Consider the following 20,732-nt stretch of genomic DNA (forward strand, 5'->3'; position numbering starts at 1 on the left):
CCAGCCTCTCAGGGCGATGCTGTTAAAACAGCGGGGCGAAAGAAGTCGCCCCACTCGCCAGAACAGGCCTCCCCTCTATGTCTGCCGTGATGGATACCTTGATCGCTCCCGCCACACGCCTTTGGGTCCGCCTGCGCCTGAACGAGGTCGGCCCGCTGATTTCCCTTGCGGGCTTCGGGTTTTTCGCCTGGGGCTTCATGGAGTTGGCCGACGACGTGCGCGAGGGCGATACCCACGACCTCGACAGCAAGCTGCTGCTTGCCCTTCGCAATCCAACGAACCTTGCCGATCCCCTCGGGCCCGGCTGGCTGGAGGAGGCCGCCAGGGACATCACGGGGCTCGGGGGCTATGCCATTCTGGCGATCATCACCTGGGTGACCTGGGCCTATCTGATGATGGCCGGCAAGCGCGGCGCGGCGCTCCTGGTACTTGTCTCCATCATTGGCGGGACCCTGCTCTCCAACGGCCTCAAGCTCGGCTTCGAGCGGCCGCGGCCCGACCTCGTGCCTCATGCGGCGCAGGTCTATACGGCCAGTTTCCCGAGCGGCCATGCGATGCTCTCCGCCGTTACGTATCTGACCCTGGGCGCTCTGCTGGCGCGGGTCGAGAAGAGCCGGCGGGCCCGGGCGTTCATCATGATGCTCGCGGTCATCATCACCCTCCTGGTGGGCGCAAGCCGCGTCTATCTCGGAGTCCACTGGCCAAGCGACGTTCTGGCCGGGTGGTCGGTCGGAGCGGCCTGGGCGTCCCTCTGCTGGTTCGTCGCCTTGCAACTGCAGCGGCGCGGACAGGTGGAGAAGCCCGGCGAGACCTCCTCCCCCGAGCCCGAGAGCTCATGACGGACAGCGACGACAAGCCGGTCAGGAAGGTCCCGCGAAAAGTCACGCCGGCCTATCTGCAGCGAGCCGCGATGGCCTATCTCGAACGCTACTCCTCCTCGGCCGAGAACCTGCGCCGGGTGCTCCGGCGCAAGGTCGACAAGCGCTGCCGCCTGCGGGGCGAGGATCCGGCGGAATTCCATGAGGCCATCGACGAGGTGGTGGCCAAGAGCCTGCGCATCGGGCTGATCGACGATACCCGGTTTGCCGAGGCGCGCGTCGCCACCCTGCGGCGACGGGGCGGGTCGGCTCGCGCTATTCAGGCCAAGCTCTCGGCCAAGGGCGTCGACCGCGCCACCATCGCGGCAGCCCTTGAAGGGGAAGACAGCGACGAGGACAAAGCCGCGCTCGCTTTCGCGCGCCGCCGCAAGCTGGGGCCCTTCAGGCTGGGCGAGCGGGCGCCCTATCGGGACAAGGACCTGGCCGCTCTCGCCCGCGCGGGCTTCCGGTTCGACTTGGCGCGCCGGATCATCGACGGCGAGATCGAGGATCTCGAGGCTTAAAGGAGCCCTGCCCCGACGTTCACCGCGAGCGCCAGGATCGTGGTGTTGAACAGGAAGGCCAGGATGGTGTGCGCGAGGGCCAGGCGGCGCATGCGTTTCGACACGATGATGACGTCGGACGTTTGGGCCGCGGCTCCCATGGTGAAGGAGAAATAGAGAAAATCCCAGTAATCCGGCTTGTCCTCGTCGGGAAATTGCAGGCCGCGCCTCCGTCCTTCGTCGGCGTAGTATTCGTGCGCGTAGTGGATGGCGTAGATCGTATGGACGAAGAACCAGGAGCAGAGGATCGTGGCGGCGACAACCGACAGCCCGAAAACCTGCTGCTGCGCCGGATCGGCGTGAACGCCCAAAAGCTCGACGGCGATCGCTCCAAGGCTCGCCACCGACGCCACGAGGGTCAGAACGAGGACCACCACCGCCTTCTCGTCCTCCAGGGCGGCTCGTTCGCGCATGTCGCTGGGCGACGAGCGGGCGGCCATGATCCAGGCGAGAGCCAGATACACCACCACGCCCACATCCCAGGCGACGAGCAGGCGCGAATTCGTCTGCCACGTGGTGGGGGCGAGGATGAAGACCACGATGGCCGCAAGAGCAGCGCAGAGAAGCCGTGGGCGCAAGGGAGCCCAGAATCGTGTTCCGATCACCTCGTTTGCTCCGAAGGAGTTGGCCACGGGAACCCAAGGTCAAATGAACTCGCCTGCCGTTTTGCCAAGGTGGCTTTGCAGGCCCGGGGTCTGGAGCCTGGAAGCGTCTGTCCTAGATGATGCGGCGTAACTGACATCAGGAGATGCACATGAACCGCAAGGCAAGAGCTGTTTGGCAGGGTACGGGCAAGGATGGGACAGGCCATCTCACGGCCGATTCGGGCGTTCTGTCGAACACGCCTTACTCCTTCAAAACCCGGTTCGAGAACGAGAAGGGGACCAATCCGGAAGAGCTGATCGCCGCCGCTCATGCGGGCTGCTTTACCATGGCGCTCGCCTTCCAGCTCCAGAGCGCGGGCTTCACCCCCACCGAGCTCGCCACCGAAGCAGTCGTGACCCTCGAGCAGGAGGGGAGCGGATTCAAGATTTCGAAGTCAGCCCTGACTTTGAACGGGAACGTGCCGAACATCGACCGCGCCAAGTTCGAGGAGCTGGCCCGGGCGGCCGAGAAGAACTGCCCGGTGTCGAAGGTGCTCAACGCCGAAATCACCATGGATTTCACGCTGGCTTGAACTCATTTGTCATCCCGGGGCCGCATCAGCGGAACCCGGGATCGCCCGACGAGATGAGCGCCACATTCGGCGCACGATCCCGGATCGGCTTCATGTCGTCCGGGATCACGTTTGAAATTTACATGCCGGCCTTCTTATAGGCATCGATCACCGCCTGACCGTCGGGGCCGGCTTTCTTGAGCCAATCCTGCGTGAGCTGCTCGCCGACCTTCTGGAAGCCCGCCTTCAGTTCCGGGCCCGGCGGCAGAACCTTCATGCCCTTCTGGGCCATCTGCTCCATGTACCACTTGGTCTTGTCCTGGGCCATCTGCCAGCCGCGCTCCTCGGCCTTCTTGGCTGAGCTCAGCACCGCGTCCTGGGTCGGCTTGTCGAGGGCGTCGAAGGCCGCCTTGTTGACGAACACCATGTTCTTCGGAAGCCAGGCCTGCGTGTCGTAGAAGTGGGTGAGCGACTCCCACACCTTGGTGTCGTAGCCGGTGGCGCTCGACGACATGAAGGAGTTGACCGCGCCGGTGGCGAGCGCTTGCGCGAGCTCCGCCGCCTGGATGGTCACCGGCTGCGCGCCCACGAGTTCCGCGATGCGCGCCGTGCCCACGTTATAGGCGCGCCATTTAAGGCCCTTCATGTCCTCGACGGTGTTGATGTCCTTCTTGGCGAAGAGTCCCTGCGGCGGCCACGGGATCGCGTAGAGCAGCATCAGGCCCTGGCTCGCGAGCTTCTTCTCAATGGCGGGCTTCTGGGCCGCCCAGAGCTTCTTGGCCTGGTCGAAGGATGTGGCCACGAAGGGCACCACGTCGAGGCCGTAGATCGGGTCCTCGTTCTCGTGGAGCGAGATGATCACCTCGCCGACCTGCGCCTGTCCCGTCTGCACCGCGCGCTTGATCTCCGGAGCCTTGAACAGGGACGCATTCCCGTGAACGGTGATCTGCAGCTTTCCGCCGGCGGCTTCGCCCACATCCTTGGCGAAGAGGTTCAGGTTCTCGGTGTGAAAGTTGTCGTTCGGATAGGCGGCCGGCAGGTTCCATTTGGTCTGCGCGAAAGCCGGCGCGCTCAGGAGAAGCGCTCCGGCAAGGCCGAGGGAAAGCTTGGTCCAGTGTCTCACGAAAAGTCTCCTCTGCTTGTTATGAGTTCAATTTAGTCCGGAAAGGCGAGCTTCGGCAGATAGAGCGCGATGTCCGGAAAAACCGTGATGATGGCGGTGGCGAGCACGAGCAGGAAGAAGAACGGCAGGGCGGCCAGCGCCACCGTGTTCGAATCCTTGCCCGACATGATCTGAAGCACGAAGAGGTTGAAGCCCACCGGCGGCGAGACCTCGGCCATCTCCACCACGAGCACCAGGAAGATGCCGAACCACACCAGATCGAAACCCGCGGTCTTGACCATCGGGATCACGATGGCGGTGGTGAGCACGATCATCGAGATGCCGTCGAGGGCCGTGCCCAAGAGGATGTACATGATGGTCAGCGCGGCGATGAGCGCGTAGGGCGAGAGCTGCATGGCGTCCACCCAGGCGGCGAGCGCCTGGGGAATGCCCGTATAGGCCATGGAGGTGGACATGAAGGAGGCCCCCGCCAGGATCAGCATGATCATGCAGGTGGTGCGCGTGGTGCCCATGACGCTGGCCCAGAACGACTCCCACGACAGGGAGCCGGACCACCACGCGATGGCGAGCGAGCCGAGCACGCCCCAGGCGGCGCATTCCGTGGCGGTGGCCCAGCCCAGGAGGAGCGTGAGAAACACCAGCACGATCAGGAGCGCCACGGGAACGAGGTTGGTGGATTCCTTCAGCTTCTCGCGCAGGCTCATGACCGGCTCGGCCGGCGGGGTCTTGTCTGGATTGAGCAGTGACCATACGGCGATGTAGCCGGAGTAAAGCGCCATCACGAGAAGCCCCGGCAGGAAGCCCGCCAGGAACACCTGAATGATCGATACGTTGGCGGCCACCGCATAGACCACCATGGTGATCGACGGCGGGATGAGGATGCCGAGGGTGCCCGCGCCCGCGAGACTCCCAAGGCTGACCGTTTCGTCGTAGCCGCGCTTCTTCAGCTCCGGCAGGGCGATCTTGGCCACCGTTGCGCAGGTGGCGGCGGACGAGCCGGAGACGGACCCGAAGAGCCCGCAGGCCAGCACGTTCACATGCATGAGCCTGCCGGGGAGCCAGTTGAGCCAGGGCGCGAGACCGCGGAACATCTCCTCCGACAGGCGGGTGCGGAACAGGATCTCGCCCATCCAGATGAAGAGCGGCAGGGCGGCAAGCGTCCAGGAGGCGGAATTGCCCCAGATGGTGGTGGCGAGCACCGAGCCCGCCGGGATGCCCCCGCCCACGAATTGCATGCCTACCCAGCCGCAGGCCAAGAGCGCGATGGCGATCCACACGCCCCCTGCAAGCAGCAGGGCCAGGAACAGGAGAAGCAGGCCGGAAATTTCAACGAGCGCCATGCTACACCCCACTCTGGATGGCGCGCTCCACCACCTCTTCGGCGCTTGTGGCGGGCGGCTTCTCGTAGCGGGGATCGCCCCCGCTGATCACGTGGACGAACTCGTCCACGAAGGCGATGAACAGGATGACGAGGCCGCTCGCGTAGCCGAGCTGAGGGATCCACAGGGGCACGGCCAGTACCCCCTGGGCCATGTCGTTGAACCGGTAGCTGTCGTAGGTCAGCTGCACCGCATGCCAGGCGAAGAACCCGACGAAGCCCAAGCCCACCAGGAGGGAGAAGATCTCGAAGGGCCTGCGGGCACGGCCCCGGATGCGGTCGATGAGGAGCCCGACCCGGATCATTTCGCCGGACCGGAACGTATGGGCCAGGCCCAGGAACGCCATGGCGGCCATGCACCACGAGGCCAGATCGTCCCCTGCCGGAATGTTGATGTTGACCTGCCGGCCGATCGAGAGCCCCATCATGAGCAGAAAGATCAGGATAAGGAACACGCCTGCGAGATAGCCCGCAAGGCGATAGAGTCCATCGAGAAAAGATCGGAGCATTCGGGTCCGCGAAGGTTTGGTTGCGTCGAAGGGGCCCGGCGGGAGCCGGACCGGGAGCTTAGCCCGCCCGAACTGCAGCGCAATCGGACTTTGCACCAAGATCCGTCGGCGGATGCAAAAAGAAGCGCCAGCCCAGCTCAACCGCCCGGCCCCAGGAACATCATCACGAGACATTGTGTTTTGCGGGAGAACCAACCCGTCAGCGTCGCCGTTGAATGGTCAAGCGCGCGCATGTTGCGCGTCGCAATCAACCTATGGAGGAAGAGATGCTCGCGAAACATCTGGCGTTGGCCCTGGTCGGAACGGCTCTGGCGTCCGCTCCGGCCCTGGCTCAAACCCAGGCTCCTGGCTCCACCACGGGCGGGTCGGCCACCACGGCCCAGCCTTCGACCGCGCCCGCGTCGGGCATGGCGAGCGGCAACTTCATGACCCAGATGCAGCCCAACCACTGGCAGGCCTCCAACCTGGAAGGACTGAACGTCTATAACAACAACAACGAGAATATCGGCGACATCAGCGAACTCATCGTGGATGAAAGCGGCAAGATCCAAGCCGTGGTCATCGGCGTCGGCGGGTTCCTGGGCCTCGGCGAACGCAGCGTCGCCGTGCCGTTCGACCAGGTCAAGTTCGTGAACGAGCCGCGGGCGAATGCAACCGCCGCGAACGCTCCCGCAACCGGGGCCGGCACCACCACGGCCGGTGGCACCGGCGCAACTACCGGCACGACCACCGCCGGCGGAACCACAACGGGCAACTCCCCAGCCGCGACGGGCTCGACCGGCACGATGGGCACGGCCGGCACGACGGCGCCGAGCGCCGCCGCGGGCGGCGCCAACACGACGGCCCGGTCCAGGCCCGACCATGCCATGCTGAACATGACCAAGGATCAGCTTCGGGCCGCGCCTGAGTTCAGGAGCGACCGTTAAGCCTCCTGCCAAAGCGTGCTTGAGAAAGGGGCCTCATGGCCCCTTTCTTATGCAATCGCCTATGACTTGTGGTGCGCGATGATCCGGTCCTTGATGGCCTCATAGGCGTTCTGGGGAATGATCTTCTTGTCCACCAGTTCGTTCTTGCCCCTGTAGGGACGCCCCTTGATGATCGCATCGGCCCGGGCCGAGCCAATCTGCGGAAGAGCATCGAGCTGCTCCTTGGGAGCCGTGTTGATGTCGATCAGAGCCCCTTGCGGGGTTGCCGCCGGAGCGGCTCTCGCGGCCGGCGCAGCCTGCGGATTCGCCGTCGACGTTTGGGCCAGCGCCGGGGCGGCCACAAGAAGAGCAAGGGCCGCAGCGGCCCCGATGTGTGTCAGACGCATTCAAATCCTCCTTCGATCAAGGGCGGGAGCCCAGGGGTTAAGCGTCACAGTAACGCCGGGCCGCGCCGGAATGATCCGTCGGGCGGCCTCGAGTGCGCCGCCGCGGCGCGACTGCGGGCGGAATGCGACCTCGCGCCCCGTTCCACAGGCTCGCGTCGACCCCACATATCTGCTAGAACAAAACACGAACAATTCTGTTGAGGCTGCATGGACGAGAAGCTGGCCAAGAAGCTGCGTATCCTGGCCGACGCGGCGAAATACGATGCGTCCTGCGCGTCATCGGGCGCACCCAAACGCAAGGCGGACGTGGATGGCCTGGGCTCGACCACGGGCGCAGGCATCTGCCACGCCTACACGCCCGACGGGCGCTGCGTGTCGCTGCTCAAGATTTTGCTGACGAATTACTGCCTGTTCGACTGCGCCTATTGCGTGAACCGCCGCTCCTCGAACGTGAAGCGCGCCCGGTTCTCCGTCGACGAGGTGGTGACGCTCACGGTCGAGTTCTACAAGCGCAACTACATCGAGGGCCTGTTTCTCTCGTCTGGCATCATTCGCTCGCCCGACTACACCATGGAGCAGATGCTGCTGGTGGCCAAGAAGCTGCGTCGTGACCACGGCTTTCGCGGCTACATCCACCTGAAGACGATCCCCGAGGCGAGCCCCTGGCTCATCGAGGAGGCGGGCCTGTGGGCCGACCGCCTGTCGATCAACCTCGAACTGCCGACGGAAAAGAGCCTGGAGCAGCTTGCGCCCGAAAAGGACGGAGCCTCCATCGAGGGCGCCATGGCGCAGATGTCGGAGCGCATCGAGGAGGCGCGCGAGGAGCGCCGCCGCTTTTCGCCCGCCGGCCAGTCGACCCAGATGATCATCGGGGCGGACGACACCACCGATGCGGACGTGCTGCGCACGAGCGCGAAGCTCTACGGCCATTACGACCTGAAACGGGTCTATTACTCGGCCTTCAGCCCGATCCCGGATTCAAGCTCCGTCCTGCCGTTGAAGCCCCCGCCGCTCATGCGCGAGAACCGGCTCTACCAGGCCGATTGGCTGTTGCGGTATTACGGCTTCAACGTGGACGAAATCGCCAGCGGTGGCGAGAAGGGCATGCTCGATCTAGAGGTCGATCCCAAGCTCGCCTGGGCGCTGAAGAACCGCCACCTCTTCCCCGTGGACGTGAACATCGCCGAGCGTGAAATGCTCCTGCGCGTGCCCGGCCTCGGCGCGCGCGCCGTGGACAAGATCGTGGTGGCGCGCAAGCACACCACCCTGCGCCTGGAAGATGTGGCGCGCCTCACCTCAGGCCTGAAGCGCGCACGCCCCTTCCTGATCACGGCTGACCACCATCCGAAAGGGAGGCTCGACCGGGCCGACCTGCGCGAGCGGCTGGTCGAGAAGCCCGAACAGTTGAGCTTGTTCGCATGAGCCTCCATAGCATCACGCTCCAAGACGGCGCGGATCTCGATGGTTTCCGCAGCGCGGTGCGCCGGCTAATTGGCGAGGAGCTGGCTCCCCAGCATGTGATCTGGACGATCTCGGACGCTCCCGACCTGTTCGGTGGCGAAGCGCAAGGGGACGCGCCTCCCGTTTCGCTGCCGAGGACCGTTGGCGAGCTGATCAGCCTCGTTGTCTGCCACCGCGATCCGGAACGCTACGCCCTGCTCTATCAGCTGGTCTGGCGCGTGCTGAACGGTGAGCGCGAGCTTCTCGATGTGGCCAGCGACCCGCTCGTGCACCGGCTCGACCTGATGGCGCGCGCGGTTCGGCGCGATCTGCACAAGATGCACGCCTTCCTGCGCTTCCGCCGGGTCGAAGGCTCCGAGCCGGAGCAGTTCGTGGCCTGGTTCGAGCCGGAGCATTTTATTCTGAAGGCAACGGCGCAGTTCTTCATCGACCGTTTCCGCTCCCTCCACTGGACCATCCTCACACCTATCGGCTCCCTGGACTGGAACCGGGAGACCCTGACATTCGGGCCGCCCGCCTGCCGCGAGGACGCGCCCTCCGAGGACAGCTTTGAGGAGGGCTGGCGCGGCTATTACGAGAGCGTGTTCAATCCGGCGCGGGTAAACCCTACCGCCATGCGGGCCGAGATGCCGAAGAAGTACTGGCGCAACATGCCCGAGGCCGCCTCCATTCCGGGGCTGATCCAAACCGCCTCCCAGCGCGTTGACCGGATGATCGAACAGGAGGCCACCATGCCGACGAAACGCACCCCCGAGCGCGCTCTTGAGGCCATGTGGAACCAGGAGCCCCAGACCCTGAAGGAGCTCAACGCCATCATCGCCAAAGCCGGGCCTCTCGTACCCGGGGCCACGCAGGCGGTGTTCGGCGAGGGCCCGGATCATGCGGACGTCGTGTTCGTGGGCGAGCAGCCGGGTGATCAGGAGGACCTGCAGGGACGGCCTTTCGTGGGCCCGGCCGGCAAGCTTCTGACGAAGGCCATGGGCGAGGTCGGGATCGACCGTGGGCAAGCCTACCTGACGAATGCCGTCAAGCATTTCAAGTTCGAGCAGCGTGGCCATCGGCGCATCCATTCCAAGCCCACCGCCGGCGAGGTGAAGCACTACCGCCCCTGGCTGATGAAGGAGCTGGAGCTGGTGCGTCCCAAGCTCGTGGTGGCGCTAGGCGCAACCGCTCTTCTGGCGCTGACCGGCAAGCCCACGCCGATCACCCGATCCCGCGGCCGGGCCAAGTTCGGCGCGTACGAGGGATACGTGACGGTGCACCCGTCCTATCTGCTTCGCCTGCCCGACGAGGAGACCAAACAGGCTGCCTATGAGGCCTTCCTGGCGGATCTCGCGCGCATCAAGGATCTTGCTCAGGCGGATTTGGAAACCGGCGAGCTTCCGTTGGCGGCCGAGTGAGCGCGCTTCGCCCTTAGGTCTCGGTGCTTTCGGCGCCGGTCGAGACGTCGCATGACAGGCGTGACCGTGACGCCGTGCAGCACGATCGACACCAGGATGATGAAACCGGCCGTGCTCCAGAGAAGATCGGGATTGTCGAATTTGCCTTCCTGCAGCCCATAGGCGAGGTAATAAATCGACCCGATGCCGCGGATGCCGAAGAAGCTGATCGCCATTTTCTCGCCCGCGGGACGGCCCGTCCCCAAAAGCCCGATCCAACCGGCGAGGGGCCGAACCAGGAAGAGCGCAAGGCACCCATAGGCGACGGCCTCCCAGGTCAACGCTTGGAAGAGGCCTGCTCCGGTCATGGCCCCGCCCAGGAGGACGAGCAGCGCCATCATCAACAGACGCTCGAATTCCTCGGCGAAGTCGTGCAGCTTCTGATGATAATCGTGATCGCGCTCGGTCGCCCGCAAGGCCAGCGCCGCCACGAACACGGCCAGGAAGCCATATCCCTTCGCCATCTCGGCGACGCCGTAGGCCAGGCAGGTGATGCCGAGCGCCACGAAGCCCGCGCCGGTGCGGGACAGCTTGGCCCGGTTGGGCAGGTGGAAGGTCAGCCAGCCAAGGCTCCTGCCGATCAGATATCCAATGACCACGCCGGCCGCGATCTTCCAAACGACCGCGTAGACGAACCATTCGGCGACGCTCGATGCGCTCGTTTCATGAGCTAGGGCGACGGCCAGAAGAATGAACGGAAAAGCGAGGCCGTCGTTGAGCCCCGCCTCCGACGTGAGGGTGAAGCGCACCTCGTCCTCCTCGCCGCCGCCAGGGGGACCCACCTGCACGTCGCTTGCGAGCACGGGATCGGTCGGCGCAAGGGATGCCGCGAGCAGCACGGCCGTGGCGAGGCCCAGCCCGAGCAGCGTCTGCCCGAGAAGGGTCAGGCCCAGGATCGTCAGGATCATCGAAACGCCGAGCAGGCGCCACGCCAGGCTCCAGGTGCGCCACGCGAAGGGTCGATCGATCTTTAGGCCTGCACCCATGAGCGAGATGATCACCACCAGTTCGCTCAGGTGTTCGACGATGGCGAGATGCTCCCGCGGATGGGGCATGACGCCGGGAAGGTCCGGGATCGCGAACACAAGGGCGCCCAGGCCGACGCAGAAGATCGGCAGCGAGAGCGGCAGCTCCTTGAGGACCATGGGAAGCCAGGCGGTCAACAGCACCACCGCTCCGAAACTGGCCAGGATAACAATGTAAGGATCCATGGGGATGCCAACGCGGCGGAATCTCGGCAGTTCCGATGGGTCAAGGCCTTGGCAACCTTGGCAATTCCCGGGTACCCCTGCTTAACCGCCCCTTAAACCGCCACAATTAGAGTGCTCCAGAGCGTACGAAGGCCGGAAGATGCCGGCTGCATGAACGTGGGGTTTGATTTTGGCGAAGGGACGTGACCGGCAGGAGCCGGTTTTCGATACACCCGCCGCTGGTGGTGCGGGGGAGCTGGATTTCCACCTCTCGCCTGAGGATCGGGCAGGGGGCGCCATGGCAGGACGACGCGCATCGCGGGGTGATTCGGGCCGCAGGCCGTCCCGGTCGAACAAGCCGAAGCGCAAGCGCGGCGGACGCTCCCTGCTGAGCCGGCTGTTCTATGCCGGAGCCGTGCTATGCCTCTGGTGCGTGATCGCGGTTGGCGGCGTGGTGGCCTACTACGCCTCGCAGCTTCCGCCCATCGACCAGCTGACCGTTCCCAAGCGGCCCCCGAACATCGCCATCATGGCAAGCGACGGCTCGCTTCTGGCCAATCGCGGCGAGACGGGCGGGCGCACGGTTTCGATCAAGGAGCTTCCGCCCTACCTGCCGAAGGCCTTCGTGGCCATTGAGGACCGGCGCTTCTACGACCATTTCGGCATCGACCCCATCGGCATCTCTCGCGCGGTCTATCGCAACGTGGCGCATAAGGGCGGCCTGCAGGGTGGCTCGACTCTCACGCAGCAGCTCGCCAAGAACCTCTTTCTCACCCAGGAACGCACCGCCTCCCGCAAGATCCAGGAGGCGATCCTGGCGCTCTGGCTCGAGCGCAACTACACCAAGGACCAGATCCTCGAACTCTACCTGAACCGGGTCTATTTCGGCGCAGGCGCCTACGGGGTCGAGGCCGCCGCCCAGCGCTATTACGGCAAGTCGGCCCGCAACGTGTCGCTCGCGGAAGCCGCCGTGCTGGCGGGCCTCGTGCAATCGCCGTCGCGCCTTGCTCCCAACCGCAACCCGGAGGGCGCGCAGGCCCGCGCCGAACTCGTCATCGCCGCCATGAACGAGCTCGGCTTCATCACGCCCGGCATGACCAAGACGGCCCTCGGCACGCCGGCCGAACCCGTGCGCCAGAACGGCGCCGGGTCGGTCAACTACGCGGCCGACTACGTGATGGACGTGCTCGACGATTTCGTCGGCACGGTCGAATCCGACATCGTGGTCTCCACCACCATCGAGCCGACGCTCCAATCCGTCGCGGAGCGCGTGCTGGTGGACGAACTGAACACCAAGGGCCAGAAGTTCAACGTGAGCCAAGGGGCGTTCGTGGCCATGCAGCCCAACGGCGCCCTCATGGCCTTGGTGGGCGGCCGGAACTACGAGGCAAGCCAGTTCAACCGGGCGACGGTCGCCCGCCGCCAGCCGGGCTCCGCCTTCAAGCCCTTCGTGTACCTGACGGCCATCGAGCAGGGCCTCACCCCCGATTCGGTGCGGGAGGACTCACCTGTCAACTACAAGGGCTGGACCCCTGAGAACTACGACCGGGGCTACCGCGGCCCGATTGCGCTGCGCGACGCCCTGGCGCTCTCGCTCAACACGGTGGCGGTCAAGCTCGGCTTCGAAGTCGGTCCCAAGGCCGTGGTGCAGACGGCCCAGAGGCTCGGCATCTCGTCGCCACTCCAGGCCAATCCGTCGCTTGCGCTCGGCACCTCCGAGGTGACGCCTCTCGAACTGGTGAGCGCGTATGCGGCTTTCGCCAATGGCGGCATCGGGGTGATTCCCTTCGTGATCAACCAGGTGAAGACCGCCGACGGTAAGGTGATCTACAAGCGTCCCGGGGGCGGCGGTCTCGGCCGCGTCATCGATCCGGGTGCGGTCGCCATGATGAACGAGATGATGAACAACACCTTCGTCATCGGCACCGCCAAGAAGGCGCAGGTTCCCGGCTGGCCTATGGCCGGCAAGACGGGCACCACCCAGGACTACAAGGACGCGTGGTTCGTGGGCTTCACCGGAAATCTCGTGGCCGGCGTGTGGCTCGGCAACGACGACGGCGCGCTGACGAAGCGCGTGACCGGCGGCAACCTGCCGGTGGAAGTCTGGCACAACTTCATGAAAGTCGCCCTCAAGGACAAGCAGCCGGTCGGCCTGCCTGGCCACGAGCGCTTCCGCGCCCCCGTCGAGGACACGCCGGTGGCGAATGCGGGCGGCGATCCCCGCGTGGCAAGCGCGAATGCCCGCGAAGGCGGCTGGACCCCGCCAGCTCCCCAGCCCCGGCGCAGCGGCGAGAAGAACTTCTTGGAACGCCTGTTCGGGCTCTGATCGTCCCAATACGGTGCAACGCCCGGCCGCCTATGGCGGCCGGTTTGCTTTGCGGCGCGAAGACGTGCCCTCAAGCGCCAAACAAAGCCAAGATTTTCGAAGAAGAACCAGAAAGAAGAATTGGCAGGGGTGGCACGATTCGAACGTGCATCTGAGGATTGGCCCCCCAAAAGCTCTACCGGACTGAGCTGCACCCCTGTACGCCTTCAGGAATAACCGACGATCACGGCTCTGTGAGCTATCCTTAGGGAGATATGGCTGGGGGCAAAGAGGTTATTCCTGTGGCCCTCTCCGACCACCTCATCCCTGTCGGGCGCGGGTGGTGGCGAGGAACACCGCCAAAGCCAGCACTCCGGTCACCGCGATGGTGGCCGGCAGCGGCAGGGCGGACCCTCCGAGGTTCTGGCCCAGCGCGATCCCGAGGATCGCCGCGAAGGTCATCTGGCAGATCCCCAGAAGAGACGAGGCTGCCCCGGCGCGGCCCGGAAACGGCATCAGGGCCGACGCCATGGATTGCGGCATGGTGAGGCCGACCCCCAGCGCATAGATCGCCATGGGGCCGGTGATGGCCATCGACGAGGCCGCCCCGAGGCCCACCAGCGCCAGCATGAGGACCCCGCCGGCCGCCAGACTTGCGACGCCGAACCGGATCGTCCCGTCGAGGCCGTGGGAGCCGACGAGCCGCTGGGCCAGCGTGGTCCCGGCGATGAAGCCGATCACCATGAAGGCGAACGAGAACGCGAAAGCCAGCTCGCTCAGGCCATAGATCCCTTGGAGCACGAAGGACGAGCCGGAAATGAACGCGAAGAGCCCGCCATAGGCCAGCATGGAGAGCGCCACATAGACCCGGTAGCCCGGATGCGCGAGCAGGACTCGGAAGCCCCGGAGGATCGACATGAACGAGATCGGCTGGTCGGATTTCGACCGGATGCTTTCCGGCAGGCGGAACGCCACCACGGCGGCAAGCGCCACCCCGCAGGCCATCATGACCCCAAAGGTCACCCGCCAGTCGAAGAACTGGGTGATCAGCCCGCCGAGAACCGGCGCCACGGCCGGCACGATGCCCATGATCGTGCCCATGCGCGACAGCTCCTTGCCGGCCCGCGGCCCCTCGTAGAAATCGCGCACGATGGCGCGGCCCAGGACGATCGGCCCGGATGCGCCGAGCGCCTGCACGAACCGGGCCGCCACCAGCGTCTCGATATTGGGCGCAATGGCGCAGACAAAGCTCGCCAGCACGAACAGCCCGAGGCCGAAGAGCAGCACGGGCTTGCGGCCGACCCGGTCCGAGACCGGTCCGTAGAAGAACTGCCCGGCGGCAAAGCCGAGGAGAAACGCCGAGAGAGTGAGCTGCGCCTGCCCGGTGGTCGCGCCGAGCCCCGCCGCGATGGCCGGAAGCGACGGCAGGTACATGTCGGTCGACAGCGGCCCCAAGGCGGTGAGAAGCGCCAGGATGACCGTGAGAGCCAATGTGTCGGGTTTGATCATGGGAGCAGCTTGCGGGCGGTGACGGAGAAGGCGACTTAAGCTGATCCGCCACGCGAGTCACGAGCAGACGGTTTCCGGCAGCCTCCTGGCATCAGGGCGCCGGAGCCGCTCGGTGTCGGGTCCGTCTAGACTGATCCGGGGTTGCTGCCATTTTCGACGAGGAATCGAGGAGACGATCCGTCTCATTCTCGCAAGCGCAGGCGACGGTGAGAGGCGGACGGGTCCCGAACAATCGCGTTCAACCAAGCCCGTTCAACCGGGCCAGGGCCCTGTCACCCGAACCGGTGGAGGGCGCTGCCGTAGGTCTTGAGCCAGGCTTCCGCCTCGTCGGTGCGGGGGCAGAGATGGTGGGTGAGCTTCCAGAAGCGCTGGGAGTGGTTGAGCTCGCGCAGGTGCGCGACCTCGTGGGCCGCGAGGTAATCCAGCACGAAGGGCGGGGCCATGATGAGGCGCCAGGAGAAGCTGAGCGCACCGCTCGCCGAGCAGGAGCCCCAGCGGCTCTTGGTGTCGCGCACGGTGATGCGCTTGGCGGCCACGCCCAAAGCCGCCGTGTGGCGCTTCACGGCCGCCGCGAAGTCGCGCTTGGCCTCGGCCTCCAGGAAATCCTGCACCCGGCGGGTCACGTGGGAGATATCGCCCGTCACGGCGATGATCGGGGCCCCGGCATTGTCCGTGGCGGCCTGGGTTGTTCCCCTAATGTTCGACCAGTGAACGACCCGATGGGGCACCCCGCGCAAGGGCACGAGGGAGCCCGGCTGGAACAGGACCCGCTTGGGAACCTTGGCGAGCCGGGTGGCGATCCAGTTTCCGTGGCTGTCGGCGAATTTCTGGGCCAGGCCGACATCGGTCCGCTCGGGGATGGTCAGCACGACCTCCCCCGTCGCGTTGGACACGCGCAGGGTGATCCGCTTGGCGGTCGGACGACGCTTCAAGGCGACCTTGAAGGCTTGGCCCTCATGGAAGACCTTGAGATGAGGGGGGTCCGCAGGAACGCGGCGGAACAGGGCGAATCTCATGTCCGCAATCTGCCCCGCCGGCGGGTTTTTGTCAGCGCAGCCGTTTGCCGCTGCCGAGAACCTATCCAGAACGAAACTAGGCTCTTGACGCCCTGCGCCGGACCGGCTCTCGCTCTGATTCAAACGCGTGATTCTCAATGAATTCAACGATTCGAGGAGCGATTTCAGCCCTGAAACGAGAACCGTTGAAGACACCATAATGGCCGACACCCTTCTGCAGGTGGTAGAGCTTCTTGTCCGGCGGGAGATTGGGGGTTAGCTCCAAGGCCGCCAGGGTCTGGCCGACGCCCGAGATGTCGTCCCGCTCGCCCTCGATCGCCATAATGGCGCAGCGGCGGATCGCCATGAGGTCGACCGGCTGGTCCCGGTGCATCATCTCGCCCTTGGGCAATTCATGCAGCACGAAGACCTTTTCGACGGTCTGGAGATAGAACTCGGCTGTCAGGTCCATGACGGCAAGGTATTCGTCGTAGAAGTCGCGGTGCTTCTCGGCCGAATCGCCGTCGCCTTCCACGAGATGATTGAACATCTCCCAATGGGCCGACACATGGCGGTCCAGGTTCATGGCCATGAAGCCGGAAAGCTGAAGGAAGCCTGGATAGACGTCGCGCCAGAAGCCCGGGTGGGCCGGCGGCACCTTGGTGATGCAATGCTGCCGGAACCAGTCGATCCCGCGCTCTTCCGCGAGCTGGTTGACCCCTGTTGGCGAGCGCCTGGTGTCGATGGGGCCGCCCATGAGGATCATAGAGCGAGGCGTGGCGGGATCCTTCTGGGCCTCCATCCTGGCGATGGCGGCGATCACCGGCACGGCCGGCTGGCAGACCGCCATCACATGGAGGTCCGGACCGAAATGCCGGAACATGGCCTTCAGGTAGTCGATGTAATCGTCGAGGTCGAATTTCCCTTCCGCCAGTGGCACCATCCGGGCGTCGGTCCAGTCGGTGATCATGACCTGGTGCGTGGGCAGGAAGGTCTCCACCGTGCCGCGCAGGAGGGTGGCGTAGTGACCCGACATGGGAGCCACGATGAGCAGCTTCGGCTGGTCGGCGGCCTTGGCCGAATCCCGGTCGAAGGCGATGACCTCGCAGAACGGCTGCGCCCAGACGATGCGCTCGGTGACCGCCACCTCGTGGCCGTCAATGGTGGTCGTGGGCAGGTCGAAGGAAGGTTTGCCGTAGCGGCGCGTGGTTCGCTCGAACAACTCGCAGGCTGCGCTTACGGTGCGCCCATAGGGCGTGTTGGTTAAAGGATTGCCGGGATTTTCGAACAAGGACTTCGTTGCATCGGACGCTGCACGTGCCGGCCCTAGCAACCAATGGGCCGTCTCATACCAATAATATGAAAGATTCATCTAAAACCCCAATTACGGTCGGGTGCCCTGTTCTCCCGCGGATTGCGAGTGTGGACTTTTCTTCCAACCATAAGGTTAAAATGAAAGTTCCAGACCATAATTGCAATGCTTATCCCCTGCCGGGCGGCTTTGTTAGCCTTAAGACTCATGCGTTTCGAGGCTTTTGAGCGCAGCCTCGCCCCAACATGCGCGAGCCAGCGCGCCCGGCGGCTTGCTTGGCGAATGGCCAAAGGGCCCTATCCTGTTGGCAGATGGTTGAGATCAACCCGACGAATCTGACCCGCCACGCCCGCCAGCTGCGCCTCGACACCCTGGTGCGCCTGCGCTGGCTGGCGATCGGCGGCCAGGCCGCCGCGGTGGCGGGCGTCCGCTTCGGCCTCGGCTTCCCGCTGCCGTTCGGCCTGTGCTTTCTGGTGATCGCCGCATCGGTCTGGGTCAACCTGATGCTGCGGATCCAGTTTCCGGCGAGCCACAGGCTCAGCGACAACGCCGCTACGGTGCTTCTCGGCTTCGACATCCTGCAGCTGGCGGCCCTGCTCTACCTGACCGGCGGCCTGGAAAATCCCTTCGCGCTCCTGTTCCTGGCGCCCGTGCTGATCTCGGCCACCGCCCTCAAGCCGGAGAGGACCCTGGGGCTCGGCCTTCTGGCGGTGGCGTCGGCGACCCTGCTGGTGCTGGTGCATCAACCCCTGCCGTGGTTTCCGGGCCAGACCTTCAGCCTGCCGTTCCTTTACGTCACCGGCATCTGGACGGCGATCCTGCTCGGGACGGTCTTCACCGGCATCTACGCCTGGCGGGTGGCCGAGGAGGCGCGCCAGCTCGCCCAAGCGCTGGCCGCCACCGAGCTTGTGCTGACGCGGGAACAGCATCTGTCCCAGCTCGACGGGCTGGCGGCAGCGGCCGCCCATGAGCTCGGCACGCCCCTCGCCACCATCGCGCTGGTCGCCAAGGAGCTCAATCATGCCCTGCCCCAGGACGGGCCGGTCGCGGAGGATCTGAAGCTCCTGCGCGAGCAGGTCGAGCGCTGCCGGACGATCCTGACCAAGCTCACCTCCATGGGGCAGGACCAGGGCGGCTTCCTGGAGACGATTTCGCTGAGCCACTTGGTGGAGGAGATCGTCGCGCCGCAACGGGCCCTCGGACTCGACATCCAGGTGATCACCAAGGGCGATGGCCCTGAGCCCATGGGGCGGCGCAATCCCGGCGTGGTCTATGGCCTCTCGAACATTCTCGACAATGCGGCCGATTTCACCGAGACCCGCGTGACGGTGGAAGCCTGCTGGTCGCCCCACGAGGTGTTCATCGAAATCCGCGATGATGGGCCAGGTTATGCGCCCGATATCCTGCTCCGGGTCGGCGAGCCTTACGTGACCACCCGAAGCGCCGCGGAGCGGTCCGATCTCGACGAGGAGGAAGGCGGAGGCCTGGGACTGGGACTGTTCATCGCCAAGACCCTGATCGAGCGCTCGGGCGCCCAGCTGACCCTGACGAACGCCGCTCCGCCCGCGTCCGGCGCGGTCGCACGGATCGTTTGGCCGCGTCACGCGTTTGACCGAGGTGCGGCAATATTGCCGCAGGGAGCTCCCGACCGGGCTCTCAAAGATTAGGGGAACGATTCCCATATGAAGGGACAGGCCGAAACGCCTGCTTTCAGAAGGAGTTTTCCTGGAATGCAAGGAGATATTCCGATGGCCGATGCGCCCTTGGCGTTCGAAGATCGGGCCGACAAGAGCCTCTTGATCGTGGACGACGATCGTCCCTTTTCGACCCGTCTGGCCCGTGCCATGGAAGCCCGCGGCTATCAGGTTCGCGTTGCCGAAAGCGTGGCCGACGGCCTGACGGCGATCGAGGCCGAGGCCCCTGCTTTCGCGGTAATCGATATGCGGCTCGGGGACGGCAACGGCCTCGACGTGATCGAACGCCTGAAGAACCGCCGCCCGGACGCCCGCGGCGTTATCCTCACGGGCTACGGCAACATTGCGACCGCTGTCACCGCCGTGAAGATGGGAGCGTTCGATTACCTGGCCAAACCCGCGGACGCGGACGAGATCCACGCCGCCCTTATGGCCCAGCCCGGCGAGCGCGCGCTGCCGCCCGAAAACCCCATGTCGGCCGACCGGGTCCGGTGGGAGCACATCCAGCGTGTCTACGAATTGTGCGGACGCAACGTCTCGGAGACGGCGCGCCGACTCAACATGCACCGCCGCACCCTGCAGCGGATCCTGGCCAAGCGCGCGCCGCGCTGAGGCCCTTACAGGCGCCCGTCGGCCACCGCGTCCGGGTCCGCGAGGGCGTGCAGCGTGAAGGCTGCGGCTTGAGCAAAACGCAAGGTCACTGCCTTGCGGCGAGCGCCGGCGAGCGGATGGTGCAGGGCTTCCCGCATGATGGCGGCGCCGAAACTATCCGCCACGATCAGCCCGCGATCCTCGGGCAGGATGTCGAACGGCAGGGTCTCCAGCACGGCGAAATAGAACCGGTCGCAGAAATCCTCGTAATCGGGCCATTTCCGGTCGGCGCGGAAATCGGCGACGCTCGACTTGATCTCGATAATGGTCAGGCAACCGTTCGGGGCCAGCGCGATAAGGTCCGCCCGCCGGCCGTTCGCCAGGGTGAATTCCGGGATGGTCGCTTGTCCGAGCTGGGCGAACAGGCGCCGCACGCCGCGCTGGATGCCGGCGGCGACCGGCGACTGCCGGCGGTCGGGGACGAGGATGGGCTGAGGGCGAAGAATTGCAGACGAATCGGACATGTCCGCAAGAGTACCCGCGGGCGCTTTTCCCGCAACGGCACCGTTGTCGCGCTGACGGCGGGCTCACGCCCTCCGGGCTTGGCCTTTAATGCAGCATGAGAAGCTGCGGATCGAGGTCGTCGAGCAGTTCCCGGATGCCTTCGAGATGCGGATTGACCTTCAGGGCCACCTGAAAGGCCGCCCGGGCCTCGTTGAGATGGCCGTTGCGCAGGCAGATCTGGCCGAAGCCCGACATGGCCCCGAAATGGCGCGGCTCCAGTTCGAGGGTGCGCCGGATATCCTCGAGGCTGTCCCCGTCGCGCGTCTCGATATAGGCCAGCGTCGCGCGCTTATTCCAGGCTTCAGCCCAGTTCGGATAGGTCTCGACCAGATGATCGAGCAGCGGCCGCGCCTCCTTCAGCGCGCCGGACGCCATGGCCTCGATGGCCGCTCCCATGGTCTCTTCCCCGACCTGGCTTTCGTGCGAGATCCAGAGCGCCCAGATCAGATCCTCGGTCTCCTCGGGGTCGCGTTTGGGTTCGGTCTCCGAGAGTTCCCGAAAAAGACCGGTCAGGCGGCGCGGCAGCCCGGGCGCGGGCTTGCGGGAGGCTGTGTCCAGGATGAGCCGGAGCACCGGATCGACAGGGAGAAATGACGACATGGCGGGTCTCGATCACCTTCCATGAGCAACGGGTTCGGCGGATTGCGAGCCGCCTCGAAGACAGGAGCCTGATCGGCCACAGCCGCGGATTCCGCTTTTGCCGATCAGGCTTCCGGAAAGAGATAGGGGCCATGCCCGCGACGGCGAGGGGCCCACTACTTTGCACTGGCCGTT

The 20,732-nt window shown here is 65.3% G+C and carries 20 protein-coding genes and 1 tRNA gene; 9 read left to right on the forward strand and 12 right to left on the reverse strand.

Annotated elements, in window-relative coordinates:
* Positions 1-89 precede the first annotated feature (89 nt).
* Both DRB19_RS10085 and DRB19_RS10090 read left to right on the forward strand, forming a co-directional pair.
* Entirely contained in the window at positions 90-839 is a 750-nt protein-coding gene (locus tag DRB19_RS10085) for a phosphatase PAP2 family protein (RefSeq protein ID WP_245439384.1), read from the forward strand.
* Positions 836-1,381 carry a regulatory protein RecX gene (locus tag DRB19_RS10090; RefSeq protein ID WP_114185919.1) on the forward strand — a complete coding sequence of 182 codons (546 nt, stop codon included), beginning with the start codon at positions 836-838 and terminating at the stop codon, positions 1,379-1,381. The genes DRB19_RS10085 and DRB19_RS10090 overlap by 4 nt, the downstream gene beginning before the upstream one ends.
* Here the strand turns inward: DRB19_RS10090 and DRB19_RS10095 are convergent.
* Positions 1,378-2,025, reverse strand: coding sequence for a DUF1345 domain-containing protein (locus tag DRB19_RS10095; protein WP_162815641.1), 648 nt, complete (start codon positions 2,023-2,025; stop codon positions 1,378-1,380). The genes DRB19_RS10090 and DRB19_RS10095 overlap by 4 nt on opposite strands.
* Before the next feature lie 149 nt (positions 2,026-2,174).
* Here DRB19_RS10095 and DRB19_RS10100 point away from each other — a divergent pair, with 149 nt between their 5' ends.
* Positions 2,175-2,597, forward strand: coding sequence for an OsmC family protein (locus DRB19_RS10100; RefSeq protein ID WP_114185920.1), 423 nt, complete (start codon positions 2,175-2,177; stop codon positions 2,595-2,597).
* A gap of 118 nt (positions 2,598-2,715) precedes the next feature.
* On the opposite strand, the gene DRB19_RS10105 is transcribed toward DRB19_RS10100, so the two are convergent.
* Genes DRB19_RS10105 through DRB19_RS10115 form a run of 3 tightly spaced genes read right to left on the reverse strand, consistent with a single transcriptional unit; the run spans position 2,716 to position 5,586 of the window.
* Positions 2,716-3,699 carry a TRAP transporter substrate-binding protein gene (locus tag DRB19_RS10105; RefSeq protein ID WP_114185921.1) on the reverse strand — a complete coding sequence of 328 codons (984 nt, stop codon included), beginning with the start codon at positions 3,697-3,699 and terminating at the stop codon, positions 2,716-2,718.
* Between the two features lie 32 nt (positions 3,700-3,731).
* Positions 3,732-5,039, reverse strand: a complete 1,308-nt coding sequence (locus tag DRB19_RS10110) for a TRAP transporter large permease (protein ID WP_114185922.1) — start codon at positions 5,037-5,039, stop codon at positions 3,732-3,734.
* A 1-nt stretch (position 5,040) separates the two neighbouring features.
* Positions 5,041-5,586, reverse strand: coding sequence for a TRAP transporter small permease (locus DRB19_RS10115; protein ID WP_114185923.1), 546 nt, complete (start codon positions 5,584-5,586; stop codon positions 5,041-5,043).
* A 266-nt stretch (positions 5,587-5,852) separates the two neighbouring features.
* Between DRB19_RS10115 and DRB19_RS10120 the strand changes: the two genes are divergently transcribed.
* Entirely contained in the window at positions 5,853-6,512 is a 660-nt protein-coding gene (locus DRB19_RS10120) for a PRC-barrel domain-containing protein (protein ID WP_114186007.1), read from the forward strand.
* A 59-nt stretch (positions 6,513-6,571) separates the two neighbouring features.
* Here the strand turns inward: DRB19_RS10120 and DRB19_RS10125 are convergent, their stop codons facing one another.
* On the reverse strand, positions 6,572-6,898 hold the full coding sequence (locus DRB19_RS10125) for a ComEA family DNA-binding protein (protein ID WP_114185924.1): 327 nt from the start codon (positions 6,896-6,898) through the stop codon (positions 6,572-6,574).
* Between the two features lie 207 nt (positions 6,899-7,105).
* Between DRB19_RS10125 and DRB19_RS10130 the strand changes: the two genes are divergently transcribed.
* Entirely contained in the window at positions 7,106-8,320 is a 1,215-nt protein-coding gene (locus DRB19_RS10130; protein WP_114185925.1) for a putative DNA modification/repair radical SAM protein, read from the forward strand.
* Positions 8,317-9,759, forward strand: coding sequence for a UdgX family uracil-DNA binding protein (locus tag DRB19_RS10135; RefSeq protein WP_114185926.1), 1,443 nt, complete (start codon positions 8,317-8,319; stop codon positions 9,757-9,759). The genes DRB19_RS10130 and DRB19_RS10135 overlap by 4 nt, the downstream gene beginning before the upstream one ends.
* On the opposite strand, the gene DRB19_RS10140 is transcribed toward DRB19_RS10135, so the two are convergent.
* Positions 9,714-11,009, reverse strand: coding sequence for a cation:proton antiporter (locus DRB19_RS10140; RefSeq protein WP_114185927.1), 1,296 nt, complete (start codon positions 11,007-11,009; stop codon positions 9,714-9,716). The two genes, DRB19_RS10135 and DRB19_RS10140, sit on opposite strands and share 46 nt — an antisense overlap.
* Positions 11,010-11,178: 169 nt before the next feature.
* Between DRB19_RS10140 and DRB19_RS10145 the strand changes: the two genes are divergently transcribed.
* Positions 11,179-13,314, forward strand: coding sequence for a transglycosylase domain-containing protein (locus DRB19_RS10145; RefSeq protein ID WP_114186008.1), 2,136 nt, complete (start codon positions 11,179-11,181; stop codon positions 13,312-13,314).
* A gap of 121 nt (positions 13,315-13,435) precedes the next feature.
* On the opposite strand, the gene DRB19_RS10150 is transcribed toward DRB19_RS10145, so the two are convergent.
* From DRB19_RS10150 to DRB19_RS10165, 4 genes are all read right to left on the reverse strand, one after another.
* A tRNA-OTHER gene (locus DRB19_RS10150) sits at positions 13,436-13,512 on the reverse strand.
* Between the two features lie 102 nt (positions 13,513-13,614).
* Positions 13,615-14,802 carry a multidrug effflux MFS transporter gene (locus DRB19_RS10155; protein WP_114185928.1) on the reverse strand — a complete coding sequence of 396 codons (1,188 nt, stop codon included), beginning with the start codon at positions 14,800-14,802 and terminating at the stop codon, positions 13,615-13,617.
* Positions 14,803-15,074: 272 nt separating this feature from the next.
* Entirely contained in the window at positions 15,075-15,818 is a 744-nt protein-coding gene (locus DRB19_RS10160) for a M48 family metallopeptidase (protein WP_114185929.1), read from the reverse strand.
* A gap of 76 nt (positions 15,819-15,894) precedes the next feature.
* A complete protein-coding gene (locus DRB19_RS10165; protein ID WP_114185930.1) occupies positions 15,895-17,169 on the reverse strand; it encodes a polyhydroxyalkanoate depolymerase in 1,275 nt (424 codons plus the stop codon).
* A gap of 251 nt (positions 17,170-17,420) precedes the next feature.
* Here DRB19_RS10165 and DRB19_RS10170 point away from each other — a divergent pair, with 251 nt between their 5' ends.
* Positions 17,421-18,776 (forward strand): ActS/PrrB/RegB family redox-sensitive histidine kinase, encoded by a 1,356-nt coding sequence (locus DRB19_RS10170; RefSeq protein WP_114185931.1) that lies wholly within the window; start codon positions 17,421-17,423, stop codon positions 18,774-18,776.
* 81 nt (positions 18,777-18,857) lie between these two features.
* The gene (locus DRB19_RS10175) at positions 18,858-19,415 is read left to right on the forward strand and encodes an ActR/PrrA/RegA family redox response regulator transcription factor (protein WP_147021786.1); all 558 of its coding nucleotides are present in this window, start codon (positions 18,858-18,860) and stop codon (positions 19,413-19,415) included.
* A gap of 5 nt (positions 19,416-19,420) precedes the next feature.
* Here DRB19_RS10175 and DRB19_RS10180 read toward each other — a convergent pair whose 3' ends face one another.
* Both DRB19_RS10180 and DRB19_RS10185 read right to left on the reverse strand, forming a co-directional pair.
* Positions 19,421-19,918, reverse strand: a complete 498-nt coding sequence (locus DRB19_RS10180; RefSeq protein ID WP_114185933.1) for an MmcB family DNA repair protein — start codon at positions 19,916-19,918, stop codon at positions 19,421-19,423.
* Between the two features lie 85 nt (positions 19,919-20,003).
* The gene (locus tag DRB19_RS10185; RefSeq protein WP_114185934.1) at positions 20,004-20,558 is read right to left on the reverse strand and encodes a tetratricopeptide repeat protein; all 555 of its coding nucleotides are present in this window, start codon (positions 20,556-20,558) and stop codon (positions 20,004-20,006) included.
* Positions 20,559-20,732: the final 174 nt, after the last annotated feature.

This window comes from Microvirga aerophila (assembly GCF_003332305.1).
In the GTDB taxonomy this organism is placed as follows: Bacteria; Pseudomonadota; Alphaproteobacteria; order Rhizobiales; family Beijerinckiaceae; genus Microvirga; species Microvirga aerophila.